Origin of the sequence: Undibacterium sp. 14-3-2, from assembly GCF_016595265.1 — a bacterium.
In the GTDB taxonomy this organism is placed as follows: domain Bacteria; phylum Pseudomonadota; class Gammaproteobacteria; order Burkholderiales; family Burkholderiaceae_D; genus Undibacterium; species Undibacterium aquatile.
Genome location: NZ_JAENGS010000004.1, coordinates 278,820 through 295,534, shown reverse-complemented (window position 1 = coordinate 295,534; position 16,715 = coordinate 278,820). Strand labels below are relative to the sequence as shown.

The 16,715-nt window shown below is 50.3% G+C and carries 10 protein-coding genes; 5 read left to right on the top strand and 5 right to left on the bottom strand.

The features are described 5' to 3' along the window. Positions 1-218: 218 nt before the first annotated feature. From Undi14_RS11340 to Undi14_RS11320, 5 genes are all read right to left on the bottom strand, one after another. Positions 219-1,250, bottom strand: coding sequence for a toll/interleukin-1 receptor domain-containing protein (locus Undi14_RS11340; RefSeq protein WP_200180272.1), 1,032 nt, complete (start codon positions 1,248-1,250; stop codon positions 219-221). Between the two features lie 85 nt (positions 1,251-1,335). Further along, a complete protein-coding gene (locus Undi14_RS11335) occupies positions 1,336-3,081 on the bottom strand; it encodes a glutamine--tRNA ligase/YqeY domain fusion protein (RefSeq protein WP_200180270.1) in 1,746 nt (581 codons plus the stop codon). 375 nt (positions 3,082-3,456) lie between these two features. Then, a complete protein-coding gene (locus tag Undi14_RS11330; RefSeq protein WP_200180269.1) occupies positions 3,457-4,782 on the bottom strand; it encodes a GGDEF domain-containing protein in 1,326 nt (441 codons plus the stop codon). Next, complete coding sequence (locus tag Undi14_RS11325) at positions 4,779-5,687, bottom strand: ABC transporter substrate-binding protein (RefSeq protein ID WP_234030543.1); 909 nt, start codon at positions 5,685-5,687, stop codon at positions 4,779-4,781. Before Undi14_RS11325 ends, Undi14_RS11330 begins: the two co-directional genes overlap by 4 nt. A gap of 78 nt (positions 5,688-5,765) precedes the next feature. Beyond that, complete coding sequence (locus Undi14_RS11320; RefSeq protein WP_200180257.1) at positions 5,766-7,811, bottom strand: TonB-dependent siderophore receptor; 2,046 nt, start codon at positions 7,809-7,811, stop codon at positions 5,766-5,768. A 265-nt stretch (positions 7,812-8,076) separates the two neighbouring features. Here Undi14_RS11320 and dnaE point away from each other — a divergent pair, with 265 nt between their 5' ends. The 5 genes from dnaE (at position 8,077) to Undi14_RS11295 (ending at position 16,673) form a co-directional block, all read left to right on the top strand. Further along, complete coding sequence (gene dnaE / locus Undi14_RS11315) at positions 8,077-11,595, top strand: DNA polymerase III subunit alpha (protein ID WP_200180256.1); 3,519 nt, start codon at positions 8,077-8,079, stop codon at positions 11,593-11,595. Beyond that, entirely contained in the window at positions 11,573-12,958 is a 1,386-nt protein-coding gene (locus Undi14_RS11310) for an O-antigen ligase (protein WP_200180254.1), read from the top strand. The genes dnaE and Undi14_RS11310 overlap by 23 nt, the downstream gene beginning before the upstream one ends. A gap of 170 nt (positions 12,959-13,128) precedes the next feature. Further along, a complete protein-coding gene (gene msbA / locus Undi14_RS11305) occupies positions 13,129-14,874 on the top strand; it encodes a lipid A export permease/ATP-binding protein MsbA (protein WP_200180253.1) in 1,746 nt (581 codons plus the stop codon). 157 nt (positions 14,875-15,031) lie between these two features. Continuing rightward, positions 15,032-16,087, top strand: coding sequence for a lipopolysaccharide heptosyltransferase II (gene waaF, locus Undi14_RS11300; RefSeq protein WP_200180252.1), 1,056 nt, complete (start codon positions 15,032-15,034; stop codon positions 16,085-16,087). Beyond that, a complete protein-coding gene (locus Undi14_RS11295; RefSeq protein ID WP_200180251.1) occupies positions 16,080-16,673 on the top strand; it encodes a Crp/Fnr family transcriptional regulator in 594 nt (197 codons plus the stop codon). Before waaF ends, Undi14_RS11295 begins: the two co-directional genes overlap by 8 nt. Positions 16,674-16,715 lie beyond the last annotated feature (42 nt).

The window sequence follows — 16,715 nt, the reverse complement described above, 5'->3', positions numbered from 1 at the left end:
GTCTGCGCCGAAAGCTATTCACGCTGAAGAACTACGTACCGCCAGCGATATGTGAACGTCGGTCATTCGGCATGAGAAAGGCGCGAGAAAGAAAATCACCGCTTGCCCCGAAAGATAGATTTCGTCAATATTCAGAAAAAACGATCTCTCAGTAAAGATAAGCCTCTTGGAACCAAAACCTGCCAAAAGCCGCATAAACATTGAGTCGGTGACGCATGTTACATTTGCTTAATACTGATTTTTTCGGATAAAAGTACCAACACTCTTTCGTGAATAAAATCAGCAATTTCTTTTGAAGAAAATTTATTTGCGTCGATATAACCGTCGGTTTTGAAGATTCCATCTACTGCACCATCATCAGTTCTAATGAACATGATTTGTTTGAATTCCTTATCAAGGATAATTTCTCGTATGGCTCGAAATTCAATGTTGCACCATTTTTTTTCTTGATATCCACTTGATAGAAATACGACAATAAGAGTGCTTTGATTGCGATAAATATTTTGTAACAGCGTATCTAAAGAAGGACGTGCCAGTTGTGACTGATAATGAAAGTCGTAAAAATAGGAATGTCGGCCAATTAGCGAGTCAAGAGCTTTAGCCACATTGCGGACTAGCTCACGATCTTCGCCAGGAAATGAAAGCGCTACGTCGAAATGATGGTTCTCAATGTTTATAACGTTCGAGGAGTCGGTAGCACCTTCATTTTGATCCAAGTTTTTTCCTGAGAATAAGCGATCATTGCTTTGATGATCAGGTGAGTCTTTTACTTGATCATCTATCAGTAGACTGTTAAACGGCGATTGTTCTGTTTGGTTCAAATATAGAAGATATTGCTTTAGTGATTGTTTAACGATATCGCGTAGAATTGGGATGTGCTCTTTCTCTAACTGATTCGCGACTATGCCAGCGTTCCCATCTGAAATTTCTGCCATTTGGGCTTGCATAGCAAGCTGATTTGTTGAACCATGCATCGCTTCGGTCGCCGTCAACATACCCAAATTCATTAAGACCTCACTAGCTGATATTTGCCTCGCAGATAGTGCAGAAGAGTCCTCAAAAAATAATTTTTTTCCTAAAGTTCCTGCTAAATATCCCCATCTCAACTCGTTCGAGAAATGTTTTGCGTTGGCAATTGAATCGTGTAAAACAAATTCATTTCGTTTGCTTTCAAAATACCCTTCAGGAATGAAATCTCTAAGATCAGACAATAGCATGGCCCTAAGTTGTTTTAATATCCACCAGTCCATATTTTCTTAATTTGAAAGTTTGTAATTTAGTGTTATTTGTCTTAGATGATCTATCTTTTCTAAAGAAATGACGTATAGAGGAATTTCACTTTCCCCAACTATCCTTCAAAGTAGTCACCCGATTAAACACAGGTTTCCCCTTCACAGAATCCACGCGATCTGCGACAAAATATCCATGGCGTTCAAATTGCAAACGTGTGTCTGGTTCGACGTTGACCATGCCTGGCTCAACGTAGGCGCGGATGGTTTCTAAAGAAGACGGATTCAACAACGTCATAAAGTCTTTGCCGCCTGCGTCTGGATTCGCATCGGTGAACAGGCGGTCGTACAGGCGGACTTCGGCTTCTAAGGCGTCGGCGGCGTTGACCCAGTGGATGTTGCCTTTGACTTTGTAATTCGCGCTGCCTTCAGTGCCGGATTTGCTGTCGGCGAAGTAGTTGCAATGCACAGCAATCACATTACCGTTTTCATCTTTATCGCAACCGGTGCATTCCACGACGTAGCCGTAACGCAGGCGCACTTTGTTGCCGGGGAACAGGCGGAAGTAACCTTTGATGGGTTCTTCCATGAAGTCTTCTTGTTCTATCCACAGTTCTTTGCCGATAGTGAATTCGCGGTTGCCGCGTTCTGGGTGGTGCGGGTGAACGGGGGCGCTGCAGGAAATATTTTCGCCTTCAGGGAAGTTGTCGATAATCAGTTTCAACGGGCGTAGCACGGCGGTGGCGCGTGGTGCTTTCGGGTCGAGGTCTTCACGCAGGCAGCCTTCGAGTGTGCTGTAATCGATCCAGCCATCAGAGCGGGTCACGCCTATGCGTTCGCAGAAAAGTTGGATGGATTCTGGTGTGTAGCCACGGCGACGGATGCCGACGATGGTGGGCATGCGCGGGTCGTCCCAACCGCTGACGATGTTTTGCTCTACCAGTTGGCGCAGTTTGCGTTTGCTGGTGACGACGTAGGTTAAATTCAGGCGCGCGAATTCGTATTGGCGTGGCACGGGTTGTTTGAAGAAACCGCCTTCGGCTGCGCGGGCGATGATCCAGTCGTAGAACGGACGGTGATCCTGGAACTCTAAAGTGCAGATTGAGTGCGTAATGTTTTCGATTGCGTCTTCGAGCGGATGCGCGTAGTCGTACATCGGGTAGATGCACCATTTGTCGCCGGTATTGTGATGATGCGCGTGACGGATGCGGTAGATCGCCGGGTCGCGCATATTCATATTCGGTGACGCCATGTCGATTTTGGCGCGCAGGATGTGGGCGCCATCGGCAAATTCACCGGCTTTCATGCGGCGGAATAAATCTAAAGATTCGCTGGCTGCGCGATCGCGGAATGGTGAGTTCACGCCAGGCCGTGAGAAATCACCACGATTCGCCGCCATGTCTTCAGGGCTTTGGCTATCGACGTAGGCATGACCTGCATTGATCAGGTATTCGGCAATCGCGTAGAAAGTGTCGAAATAATTGCTGGCGTAATATAGGTGATTGCCACCGCCGTTTTGTGCTGAGGCTTGCCAGTCGAAACCCAGCCATTTGACGCTGTCCATGATGGTGTCGACGTATTCCTGATCTTCTTTCTCTGGATTGGTATCGTCAAAGCGCAGATGGCAAACGCCGTTGTAATCGCGGGCTAAGCCGAAGTTGAGGCAGATCGATTTGGCGTGGCCGATGTGCAGGTAGCCATTTGGTTCTGGCGGGAAGCGGGTGATGACGGTTGGCATGCCATCACGCTTGTAAGTGCCAGCAGCATTGTCGTTATCGATAATGGCGCGTAAAAAATTGGAAACGGGTGCGGCGGTTTCTGCTGCTGCCTTATTTTTGTTGTCGTTGCTCATAAATTAAACCGATAAAAAATAGATGTTTGAAACGAGACTGAGGTGCTGGTTCGTTGTACGGCAGGCAGATGGCAGGCAGGTCTCTGGCAAATTGCTTTGCGCAGGTGGTGTGCAAGGGACGCCCAACCTGATCTGTGCTCGTGAGCGAACGTGCGCTTCAGTGCTTCCATAATGGGATGACAAGCATTTTACCGTAGCGCAGCACAGAAAGCGCATTTGTTTGGCGGGTGTTTGTTGTGCGGGTGCTGGCGCTTGGCGTGAGCGTCATTGTCTGGCGTACCACGCATAAAAGACTGATGCAGGACGGATGCTGAAACTGAGCATAGCCGGGTGGTGTTGTACTCGCCCAGCGGCAACACCGATGCATCAGTCTTATCAGTCTTTTTTGTATTCGACGCGGTTTCTGCCATTGTGTTTGGCCATATACAGGGCATTATCAGCGCGCCGTATCATTTCTGAGATATTGTCGGGATGGCGGTAAGCGGCAACGCCAAAACTGGCGGTGCGTTTGCCTATGGTGTCGAATTCGTAGGCTTCGATCGCAGCACGCAGTTCTTCCGCAACAGCAATTGCGTCTTCTGCGGTAGTTTCACGGAAGATGACGATGAATTCTTCGCCGCCCCAGCGCCCAACGGCATCACTGCTGCGCACGTTTTTTTGCAGAATTTTACCGATGCTGATCAGCACCTGATCACCGACCTGATGGCCGTAGGTATCGTTGACGGATTTAAACTTATCGACATCAATAATGGTCAGAGCAAAAGCGCTGCCATAACGCTGACTGCGCAGATGTTCTTCATCAAGGATGGTTTCGAGCTTGAAGCGGTTGTATAAACCCGTCAGGCGGTCGGTATTGGACAGATATTCGAGATCCTGATTTTTCAGTTCAAGCTGGCGGGTACGTTCGCCGACCAGTTTTTCCAGATTGGTATTGACCTCGAGCATTTCATCGTGGCTGCGCTGAATTTCAGACGCCATTTTATTAAAACCATCTTCGAGTTCCTGAATCTCCCCACCGGAATTGGCGAGGATGCGGGTGCTGAAATCGCCTTGTGCCATGCCGTGCACGCCGTCGATCAGGCGCGAGAGCGGGCGTGTCAGATCATTACTCATGCGCAGCGCCAGTACGGATGCAAACGCAGTGCCTATGACGCCGATCAGCAGACTGACAATCGCAAACAGGTTTTTACTGCGCTGGCTGGATGCGGTACTGAGTTCCAGATAGACGTAGCCCAGCAGCTTGGCTTTTTCTGCCCTTTCTTTGGTTGTGCTGTCGAATAAATCAAATGCATCACCTTCGGTATTGCCCTGATAAATCGGGGCACCGAAAATCAGACTGCCTTTTCCTTTGGAGATACGGCCTTCCATGGCGGCACGCTGGTGGTCAGCGGTGAGCACATCGGGTTTGCCGCTGATGGCAAGGATATGCCTATCAGTATCAGTAATAATCACCGCTTGCGAATCATCTTCTTTCATGATCGCCTGCGCCATCGACTGCAAGACTTCGCGATTGCCGGAGAACACGCCGTATTCGCAAGCAGGGGCGAGATGACGTGTGATCAGGGCGCCGCGTGCTTTGAGCGCTCCATCAATTTCAGTAATACCGACCACGACGACCAACACCGTCAGTAAGATCATGATGGCCCATACCGGCACCAGGGCGATAAACAGTATGCGTTTTGATAGTTGCCAGTTTTTCATTGTACCGGCTCCGATAGTTGCTTGAGCTGGCGTTGAATTTCATTGTCCGACTCGATGCTGATGCCAAGTGAGCGGGCAACCTGCTGATTCGTATTTAATGAAAAATAGCGTGGATACTGTGGTGCAGGCAAGCCGCTGCCGGGCGCCAGATTGGCGATGATTTCTGCCACCTGCTGGCTGATCTGGGCTGGTGAGCTATAGACCGCAGCGAGAGCACCTGCCTTGACGTAGGACGCTGAAAACCCGAATAAGGGAACTTGCTGGCGGTAGCTGGTTAATAAAATGCTGGGGATATTATTGCGGTTATATATTTGCGCATCGGGTACGGCCAGTATCACATTGCTGTTGTTTAAAAGCCTGCGCAGGGCGCTCAGTAAATCTGCATCATCGATAACGGTTTCGATATTCAGATTCAGATCAACTTCTTTTGCCGCGGTTTGCAGGGCGGCGATGTAGTCGCTCGATTCTCTGCCGAGCAAGATGCCGACTTTGGGGCGCGTTGGCATGGTGGCGCGTATCAAGCGCAACTGTCTTGTCCACGACTGATCCATATACACCGCTGAAAACCGCCGCTGGTCCTGGCTGCGGTTATATTGCTTCGCTGTTTTGATGAAGGTTGCCCGTGGGACCAGTACGTTCAGTACAAGATTGGTAGCAGGCTTTTGCGCCATCGCCACCATGGCTGGCGTGCCAACGGCGATCACCAACTGGTTAGCGGTAGCACGGCTGAATTCATCATTTGCCATATTTTTCAGCGAGAGCAGCCTGACCGAGGTTTTATTTGATGGCTGCAAAAGACTGTTGAGGTGATTCGCAAATTCTTCGTATGCGGCACCTTCGTCACTCAGGACAATAGTGATGTTATCCAGCGTGTACGCCGACGCAGTGACGCCTGAGAACAGCATGAGTGCCCACGCGAGCAAGCAGGCGTAGCACTTGCGGCGCAAATCCCTGCTGATCAGTCGGCGTAAGCGTCCCATGATTTAAAAGTCGATCTTTAGTTTTAGTCTGGTTAAGCGGCCAGGAAATTCGTTGTCGTGGCGATATTCAAAGTAATGTGCGTTCGCAATGTTCTGCAAGATCAACGCGAGCTCGGCCTGATTCCCTGCCATTTTGAATTGGTAGGCAAGGCGGCCATCAAAACGGCGATTGCCATCGACGTAATAACCACGATTCATGACGGGATTGAAATCGGTCGCATTGAATTTCGTTTTCGCTACCTGATAGGCGACCAGGCTGCCTTGCCATTGCTCATTAAATTTATGGCTGATTAACAGGCTGTGGCTGTATTTAGGCAATGAGTCGCTATAAATAACGCCGTTGATGTTGTCACTTTTGACGGTGCCTCCTGATAATCCATAAATAATACGGGTCGCATCACCCAGCGGCGCTTTGACTTGCAATTCATAACCACGCATTAATGCGCGACCGGCATTCAGGTCGCCGCTTATCGCAGATTTTTCTTTGCGGACATCGATCAGCTCATTGTAATCGTCATAAAAAATGCGGAAATCGACATCGGCTTTGGCGATTTTACCCATGTAGCCAATTTCGGTTGATTTGACGCGTTCCGTTTGCAGTGGTGGCAAGTTGGGGTACATATCGGCACCGCGCCAGTAGCCCTCATAGATCTTTTCATATACGGAAGGAGAGCGGGTGGCACGTGAATGACTGATTCTGAATGTGTGATCAGGAGAGACATGCCAGTTGAGTGCAATCCTTGGTGTAACGTCGCTGCCGGTGTAGGTATTGTGTTCTGCCATCGCCCCGGCATTCAGCACCAGATCAGGACGGACTCGCCACTCCAGATTACCGAATAATCTTTGCAGATGGTAAGGAAAATCACCGTAAAGGTAATGGTTATCACCGACCCCCAGATAATACGGTGCATAGGTACTGTCGTAGCGTACGCTACCGCCCCACACCAGACGGGTATTTTTAAACGGTGAAAAGGTGTGTTGCGCTTCCAGATCAAACCGGCTGAATCTCGCGTCGCCATCACTGATGCCATCGGAATCGATCAACCTGGCATTGACTCTTTCCTGCGTATGAAACGCTTTCACCGATAACTCGCCGCCTGATTCCAGCGCACGGCGCCAGTAGAGCATTTCAAAATGATTTTCAGCCCTGCGCGTGACTGCGGCGACGTTGTCATATTCGCCGACTTCGCGCGGGCCGCCATTGTAGCCAAACTGAAATTCCAGCGTGTCGCTGGCGTTGATCTGGTAATCAGTACGCAGATTGAAAATCTGCATCGTCTTGTTATCGTATTTATTCAGTGTCCAGAATTTATCCTGTGAGGTCGGATGCTGGATCAATGCGTTTTCCCCTTCATCCTTGCGTATGCTCGCAGTCAGCCGGTAGCTGAGATCGCCACTTTTTGCGCCATAACGAAACACACCTTCTGAGCGGCTGTTGCCGTATGAAAAGGAGGCTGAGGCACCCTGGGATTCCGCCGCATGAGTGGAGATGATATTGATGACCCCAAGATAAGAGTTAGCGCCATAGCTGGCTGAATCCGGGCCGCGTATCACTTCTATGCGTTCAATATCTGCCAGTACTATTGGCAAATCGCTCCAGTTAACGCCACCAAACAAGCCTGAGTAGACCGAGCGGCCATCAATCAATACTTGCATGCGATCAGATGTCGTCGTTGTCACCATGCCGTGATAGGCAACGGTACTGTCTGCGGAGAAATATGGATCAGCATGATATGCCACGTACATGCCGGGAACCAGCCGGAAGATTTCGGACAGATCCCAGGCACCGGAATCTTTGATCATTTGCTTATCAATGACGGTGACCGCCGCAGGTGCTTCGTTAATGGGCTGAGATAAGCGCGATGCGGACAAAACGACGGGAATATCATCCAGAAAAAGAGATTCGCCTCTTTCAGCCGATTCTTCTACAAATCCGGCTTGCGCGTTCAGGTAAGGAGCAAATAGCAATACTGCAAATAAACGTCTGTATTTGCGGCTTGATACGCGACGCGAAAATACAGCATCTGGCATGCTAAAAACGGTTGGCAAAATAGGCTCCGGAAGGCGTCAATACTTGATTTGAGCTTAACACAGCACTTACGTGCCGCTGTCGTACCAATGCAACTTTGCGGGTAATCTGCCGGTGTTTTTTCGTAAAACTCTGCGATGGTCTTTCTTGTGGGAAAAATTCTTTGCTTCTTCGACAAAAAAGTGTCTGATCGGTTATGGTTTCGTCATAAACATATGCATTCTGATCCTTATTTGTCGTGCGTAAAGTTGATGTGCAGAACTGGGCTCGCGGTAGAATAGCGGGATGACTACAGAATTAACACTTTCTCCAGAAGCGAACGCTCAAGCAACATCCGCTGCGCCGTCCGATCCAAAATTTGTCCATTTACGTATCCACTCTGAATATTCGATTGTGGATGGTCTGGTGCGTATTGATGACGTGATTAAGGCTGCAGCCAAAGACATGCAGCCAGCAATGGCGATTACCGATCTGGCAAATTTATTTGCCATGGTTAAATTTTATAAAGCCGCCCGGGGCAAGGGGATTAAACCGATTGCTGGCTGTGATGCCTGGATTACCAATGAAACCGACCGTGAAAAACCATCACGTTTGATGTTGTTGGTCAAAAATCGCAAGGGTTATTTGCAACTTTGTGAATTGTTAGCGCAAGCCTGGCTGACGAATCAATACAAAGGCAGGGCGGAGATACGCTTTGAGTGGTTGCAGAAATTGCATGAGCAGGGCGAAGGCGGCGGCTTGATCGCCTTATCCGGTGCGCATTTTGGCGATGTCGGCGTGGCGATTGATAATGGCAATCTGGTATTGGCAGAAGAGCATGCGCGCCGTTGGGAAAGTATTTTTCCTGACCATTTCTATATCGAAATTCAACGTGCAGGCCAGGCCAACATGGAAAATCATGTGCGGCACGCGGTGGCGCTGGCAAAGAAATTACGTCTGCCGGTGGTGGCGACGCATCCGGTGCAATTCCTGAGTAAAGACGACTACATGGCGCACGAAGCGCGGGTCTGTATCTCAGAAGGCGACATGCTCGCAAATGGTAAGCGTGTGCGTCGCTTCAACGACCAGCAATGCTTTAAGACGCAGGCAGAAATGCAGGCGCTGTTTGCCGATATGCCGGCGGTTTTGCAAAATTCCGTAGAAATTGCCAAACGCTGCAATTTGACGCTGGAACTCGGTAAACCTAAGTTACCTGATTTTCCTACCCCTGATGGTATGGATATCAATGAGTTTCTGGTCCATGAGGCGAAGCGCGGGCTGGAATTCCGTCTGCAGCATCTGTTTCCGAACGAAGAGAAACGTGAGAAAGAGCGCGCCCGTTATGAAGCGCGTTTGAAGTTTGAAACCGACACCATTATCAAGATGGGGTTTCCCGGTTACTTCCTGATTGTTGCTGACTTTATTCAATGGGCAAAAAATAATGGCGTACCCGTCGGCCCGGGTCGTGGTTCCGGTGCAGGCTCACTGGTCGCATATTCACTGCTGATTACTGATCTCGATCCTTTGCAATACAACTTGCTGTTTGAACGTTTCTTAAATCCAGAGCGGGTATCCATGCCCGACTTTGATATTGACTTCTGTCAGGAAGGCCGTGACCGCGTTATTCAATACGTGAAAGATCGCTATGGCAAGGAAGCGGTGTCGCAGATCGCCACCTTCGGAACGATGGCGGCCAAAGGTGCGATTCGTGACGTGGGGCGCGTACTGGATTTTGGCTATATGTTTTGCGATGGCGTTTCCAAACTGATTCCATTCAAACCCGGTAAGCAGGTGACGATTGCTGAGGCGATTGTCGAAGAACCTTTGCTAGCCGAGCGTCAGGAAAACGAAGAGGAAGTCAAAACTTTGCTCGATCTGGCGCAGCAAGTTGAAGGCATTACCCGCAATATCGGTATGCATGCCGGTGGCGTGTTGATCGCACCGGGCAAGCTGACGGATTTCTGCCCGCTCTATACGCAGGGCGGTGATTCTGGCGTGGTCTCGCAATACGATAAAGATGACGTCGAAGCCGTCGGTCTGGTGAAGTTCGACTTTTTGGGTTTGACGACACTGACGATTCTTGATCGTGCCGTACGCTATATCAAAATGCTGGATCCGTCGATGGCGGAGTTTGATTTGGCGAAATTGCCGCTGGATGACAGGGCGTCGTATGAATTACTGACCAAAGCGAAAACCGTCGCGGTATTCCAGCTGGAAAGTCGTGGCATGCAAGGCATGTTGAAAGATGCGCGCCCCGATCGCTTTGAAGACATTATCGCGCTGGTGGCTTTGTATCGCCCGGGTCCTATGGATCTGATTCCTGATTTCTGTAAGCGTAAGCACGGTGAAAAGTTTGATTATCCCGATCCGCGTACTGAGGGCATTTTGTCGGAAACCTACGGCATCATGGTGTATCAGGAACAGGTGATGCAGATGGCGCAGGTGGTCGGTGGCTACTCGTTGGGCGGTGCGGATTTACTGCGTCGTGCGATGGGTAAAAAGAAAGCCGAAGAGATGGCAGAACATCGCCAGATTTTCCGCGACGGTGCAGCCAAAGACGGTTTGCCGCAAGAAAAAGCCGACGAGATTTTCGACTTGATGGAAAAATTTGCGGGCTATGGTTTTAATAAATCCCATGCTGCCGCCTATGCGCTGTTGTCGTATCACACGGCTTACCTGAAAGCCCATCACCCGGCCGCGTTTATGGCAGCCAATATGTCACTCGCAATGGATGATACCGACAAGGTAAAAATCTTAGTCGAAGACGCGATGGATATCTGCAAGCTGAAAATGCTGCCACCGGATATCAATCAATCGGATTACCGTTTTATGCCGGTCGGTGAACCCGGCAAGAAAGCGACGCAAATACGTTATGGCATGGGCGCGGTCAAAGGCTCGGGGCAAAATGCGATAGAAAATATCATGGCGGTACGCGCCGCCGATGGCCCTTTCAAAGATTTGTTTGATTTCTGTAAGCGGGTCGATAAACGTCAGGTCAATCGCCGCACGATAGAGTCTCTGATCCGCGCTGGTGCGATGGATTGTCTCGGAAAAGATCGTGCCGTGTTGTTAGCGACGGTATCACTGGCGATAGAAGCGGCGGATCAGGCAGAGGCTGCGGCAAATCAGGTCAGCCTGTTCGGTGACGATGATGATCTGATTCCACCGCCAGATTACATTGATGTTCCGGTCTGGTCTGACAAAAAGCGTTTAACAGAAGAAAAGCTGGCGCTGGGCTTTTACTTATCCGGCCATTTGTTCGATTCGTATGCGCCGGAAGTGCGTCAGTTCATCAAGACGACGTTAGCGAAAGTTGAGCCTTCGCGTGATTTACGCCTGATCTGCGGCATCATTACCGGTGTCCGCACTCAGATGACGCAGCGTGGCAAGTTGCTGATCGTGACGCTGGATGACAGTACGGCCGTGGTCGAAGTCACTGTCTACAGCGAGATCATGGAAGAGTTCAAATCCTTGTTTAAGGAAGATGAATTTCTGGCCGTGCTGGGCAAAGTCTCGGAAGACCGCTTCTCAGGTGGCTTGCGGATTTCGGCAGAAAAAGTTATGGATATCGGTCGGGCTAGGGTGCAGTTTTCTCAGGGCTTACGTCTGACTTTACAAGCCAGCACCGATACCAAAAAACTGCAGGAATTGTTGAAGCCGCATCTGAATGCGGATGGCTGCCCGGTATTGATCAGCTATCAGAATGCGGAGGCGAGTGCCGAATTGTATTTATCCGATCAGTGGCGCGTGAATCCTGACGATAATTTACGTCTGAGTCTGGGTGAATGGTTGTCTCCGAAAAATGTCACGATCGAATACGCCTGATTTCATGCTGACTGATAATCTCCTTACCGCTGACGCCAGTGTCATTCCAGCAGCACATCTGAGCGTGCCGCCGGAACGACACTGGCGTCAGCGATTGCCTGAGCAGATACTGATGTGTCTGCCGCTGACTCTGTTTTTTCCGGTCGGTGTGATGTATGCCGGTATCTTTTTTTTCTATCTCACACTGATCCTGTCGGGACAAGCATCACGCAAACTGGATAACATCCGGCAGAGCCCAATGTTGATGCCGGTGCTGCTGCTGACGGCAGTCAGTGTCGTCATCGCACTGACGCAACAGCGACCGCCTGAGATGGGAAAAGAGTTCTGGCCCGCGCTGATGCATTACCAGACTTATCTGTTGCTGCTGCCGTTTCTGGCGCTTGATGCGGGAGAGTGGCAGCGCAAAGCGGTGTCAGTTTTTTTTGCTGGTGCCGTGATGGCTTCGACCTTATTCGTTGCGAATTTCTTTCATGTCTTGCCGGATAACACGCTGTTCCACAGCTATGTTTTGTATCAGGGTAATAAAGCCATTTTGCTCGGCGTCTTGTTAGCGATCGCGGCAGGCTGGATGCTGCATGAACTGCGTTTGCGACAAAATCATTATCTGTTGCGCATTCTGGTGTTGCTGTATGTGGTGGTGGCCTTGGTGTTGCTGTCAAAGACACGCACCGCGAGCCTGATGTTTTTCCTGATGGGCGGCCTGATCTTGTTGCGCAATCTACGATGGAATTTACGCAGCCTGTTGTTACCGTTGGTGTTGTTAGTCACCATCGCAGCGTGCTTGAAATATGTTGCAGACTTGCCGCGTCCGGCGAGTTGCGTTGTGAGTCAGGTGCAACTGCCACCTTGGGAGATCGCCAAATTACGCGCCGTTTGCACAATACAACAAGTGAACGATTTTGCGCATGGAAAAAAATCATCAGATGATGACGGCATGCGTGCTGAGATTTACCGGATTACCACAGGCATGATTGCGGAAAAACCGTGGAGTGGACACGGTATTGCATCGTGGATGCCGAATTACCGGCAGCGCTCACAAGGTTTGAGCAGCAACGGCATGACGACGCCGCATAATGACTACTTGCTGTATGCAACAGAGTTAGGCATGGCGGGCGTTGCGGCCTTGCTGTGGATCTGGTTCAGTCAGTTCAGAATCGCCAGAAGAATGGCGTTCAGTAAAGATAATTCAACGAAAGACAAAGCTATGCTGTTGAGCATGTTAACCTTGGCGATGATGACAGGGGCGATGTTCAATGCGATTTTGCGCGATGCGGTGTTCGGTCTGGCATTCATGATTTTGCTGGCGATTTCACTAGCCGGTTTGCGTCAGAATATGCTCAGAGATAAAGCGAATCAGGCCTGAAGCAATTGGTGCCGGTTGCGTTGTGGCGATAGGCTTGAATGCACAAGGTGTGCTGGAACAGTTTTGATGGGGAATATTTCAGAATGAAAAAGCAATCCCCTATATCTGCTGCGCCTGACAGGTCAAAAATGCCTGAAAACCCGCATAAAATATAAGACATTATAAAAAATATGAGTTTGATTAATAAAGAAACGATCACAGTATTTCAGCGGCTATGGATATCGGTACAGGCATATCGCTCGCGGATTTTGCTGGCATTGCTGACGATGCTGGGCACCGCGGCGACCGAGGTCATGTTTCCGAAAGTGCTGGGTTATCTGCTCGATCACGGCTTTAAAGGTGAACAATCGCATATGGCTTTATGGAAAATTCCGGTCGCGATTATCGGTATTTTTCTGGCGCGCGGCTTGTGTACCTTTACGACCAGCTATCTGATGAGCTGGATTTCCACCAAATTGCTGAACGAATTACGCGCCAAAATTTTTGATCGCATACTGAACGTGCCGGTCAGTTTTTATCAGGCAGAATCCAGTAGCCGCATCATCAACACCATCATGTTTGAAGCGCAACAGATTGTGGAAATGCTGAAGGTGTCAATGACAACGCTGTTCCGCGATTCGCTGACGGTGCTGGTGCTGTTGCTGGCTTTATTGTGGCGCAACTGGCAACTGACTATCGTCGCGTTGGTGCTGATACCGGTTATGGCGGTGCTGGTACGCGGCGTCAGCAAGCGCTTGCGTAAGCTGAATCAGAATCAGCTGAGTGTGAATAATGAACTGACGCAAGTGATAGAAGAGGCGACCCGCGCGAATCAGGTGATCCGCATTTTTGGTGGTCAGCAATACGAGCAGCAGCGTTTTGAAGATAAAAATGAAAAACTCCGCGGCTATGCGATGCGTACCACGGTGGCCGTGGCTTCCACTACACCGTTGACGCAGTTAGCGGCGGCATTCGCGGTTGCCGTGGTGATCATGATTGCGGTGTCGCAGGCAGCTGCAAATCAGACCACAGCTGGTAATTTTGCAGAATTTTTCACTCTGATGCTGCTGTTACTGACGCCACTGAAACGTCTGGCGGATTTGAATGGCCCCATGCAGCGCGGGCTTGCCGCATCTGAATCGGTGTTTGGTCTGATTGATACTCCACCGGAAACAGACAGTGGTGAAAACCTGACGGCGCGCGCGCAAGGAAAACTGGAATTCGTGGCGACCAGTTTTGCTTATCCCGGACAAGAACAGCGCGCGTTGAACGATATCAACCTCAGCATACTACCGGGCGAAACCATTGCGCTGGTTGGCATGTCGGGCGGTGGCAAGACTTCGCTGGTGAATCTGGTGCCGCGTTTTTATACACCTGTGAGTGGCGATATTTTGCTGGATGGACGTTCACTGAGCGCAATCTCGCTCACCAGCCTGCGCCAGCAAATAGCGATGGTGAGTCAGAATGTGGTGTTGTTTGATGATACTGTCGCTGCCAATATTGCGTATGGTGACCCGCAGCCCGATCCGGCGCGCATTGCTGCTGCGGTGCAGGCGGCGCATCTGAATGATGTCGTGCGTGATTTGCCGGAAGGCTTGAACACCACTATCGGTGATAACGGCAATCGCTTATCTGGCGGCCAGCGTCAGCGTCTCGCAATTGCCCGGGCAATCTATAAAGATGCGCCTATCCTGATTCTTGATGAAGCGACTTCTGCACTCGACAGCGAATCAGAGCGTGCTGTGCAGGAAGCACTGGATGAACTGATGCAAGGGCGAACGACACTGGTGATTGCACACCGGCTTTCCACAATTGAGCGCGCGAGCCGGATTGTGGTGCTGGTGGACGGACGGATTGCCGAGACCGGTACGCATACAGAACTGTTGACCAGAGACGGCGTGTATGCAAACCTGTATCGTTTGCAATTTGCAGATTAAACCAGATACACGGTTGCTGCAGCAGCATTCTGAGCGTCTGAAGGTATTTGCGTATTGCTGGCATCAGTTTTGCGTAAACCCGATCAGTACTGTGTACTATGCTGTAGAACTTTTTTAATCCGGATGATGAGCTCTTTTTCATGGAACAAGTAGCACGATGATGCAATCAGTTTCACCACCAACGCCGCGATTACTGGTAATCGCTCCGAACTGGATAGGTGATGCAGTAATGGCGCAGCCATTGTTGCAACTACTCCGGCAGCAATATCCTCAGCATGCAATCGATGTGTTGGCACCGACATGGGTGGCACCGGTTCTGCGGGCGATGACTGAGGTTGACACTATATTGGAGACGCCGTTTAAACATGGCGCATTGCAATTACGTGAGCGATGGCGTTTTGCCCGCTTACTGTGCAGGCGTGGCTATGATGCGGCCTATGTGTTACCAAATACCCTGAAATTTGCACTGCTGCCCTGGATGGCAGGAATAAAAAAGCGTGTCGGCTATAGAGGCGAAAGTCGTTACGGTCTGATCAATGTGATGCACTTTGACGACAAAGCGCATCCCCGACCTATGGTGACGTTTTATGCAGCACTGGCTTTTTCTCCGTCACCGCAGGCGCCGTTGAACTTGCCAAGGCCAACACTGACAGTCAGTGCTGCTCAACGCGCCGCAGCGTTGAAAAAGGCCGGTTTATCCGATGAAAAGCCTGTGATCTGCTTCGCCCCCGGTGCGGAATTTGGTTCCGCAAAACGATGGCCAGCCAGCCACTTTGCGACGCTGGCGAAATTAGTGCTTGTCAGTTATCCGCAAGCGCAAGTCGTGTTATTGGGATCGCCTAAAGATGCATTGGTCTGCGATGAGATCGTGGCAGCTTGTCCACAAGTGCATCACCTGGCAGGTAAAACCTGTCTGGATGATGCGGTGGCACTAATGTCAACGGCTATCGCGATGGTGGGCAACGATTCAGGACTTTTACATATCGCCTCGGCACTGAATCGCCCGGCTCTGGCCATTTATGGGCCGACAGATCCCGATCATGCACCGCCATTTTCAGATATTGCGCATTCGTTTTCTCTGCGTCTCAAATGCGCCCCCTGCAAGCAGCGCGAATGCCCGTTGGGACATCATGATTGCATGCAAAAATTAAGTCCTGATCTGGTCTGGCCGCATTTACAGTCGATTATGAAGGCGACCTCAGGTCGTGTTTAAGGACTCGGGCGAGATGCAGCAAATCATGGATTTACTCGAACGTGCCGCTGGCAAGCCTTTGCCGGACTGGGACGTGTTACGTTCGTCGTATCAGTTACGTCAGTTCAGCAAAGGTGAAAATATCTTTGGTGCCGGAGAGTGGCAACCTTACGTCTATGTTGTCCGTACCGGCATTGTGAAGCTGACTTATCTCAGTGAAGGCGGCCAGGAGTGGATAAAGTCGTTTATCGGCGAGGCGGACTTTTTTGCCTGCCCGAATGTGTTGCTGGCTGGTTTGCGTACGGATTACTTTGCGACTGCGGTTGAGCAATGCGAGATCGAGCAGGTCGATTACTCGGAAATCAATAAGCTGATCGCGCTGCATCCGGACTGGCAGCGGGCGGTACGTCAGTTACTGGAATGGCATATTGTGCGTAAGGAGCAGCGCGAGCGTGAACTTTTGACGATGGCACCGGAAGAGCGTTATCAGTCGTTTTTAAAAAACTATCCTGCGATTGCATCCCGCATACAGTTGCGCGATGTTGCCCATTATCTGGGGGTGACGCCGGAAGCATTGAGCCGCATCCGTAAGCGTATCCAAACCTGATCGGATGTTGCTGCATATACGGATTGCCGGTAACAGCATTTA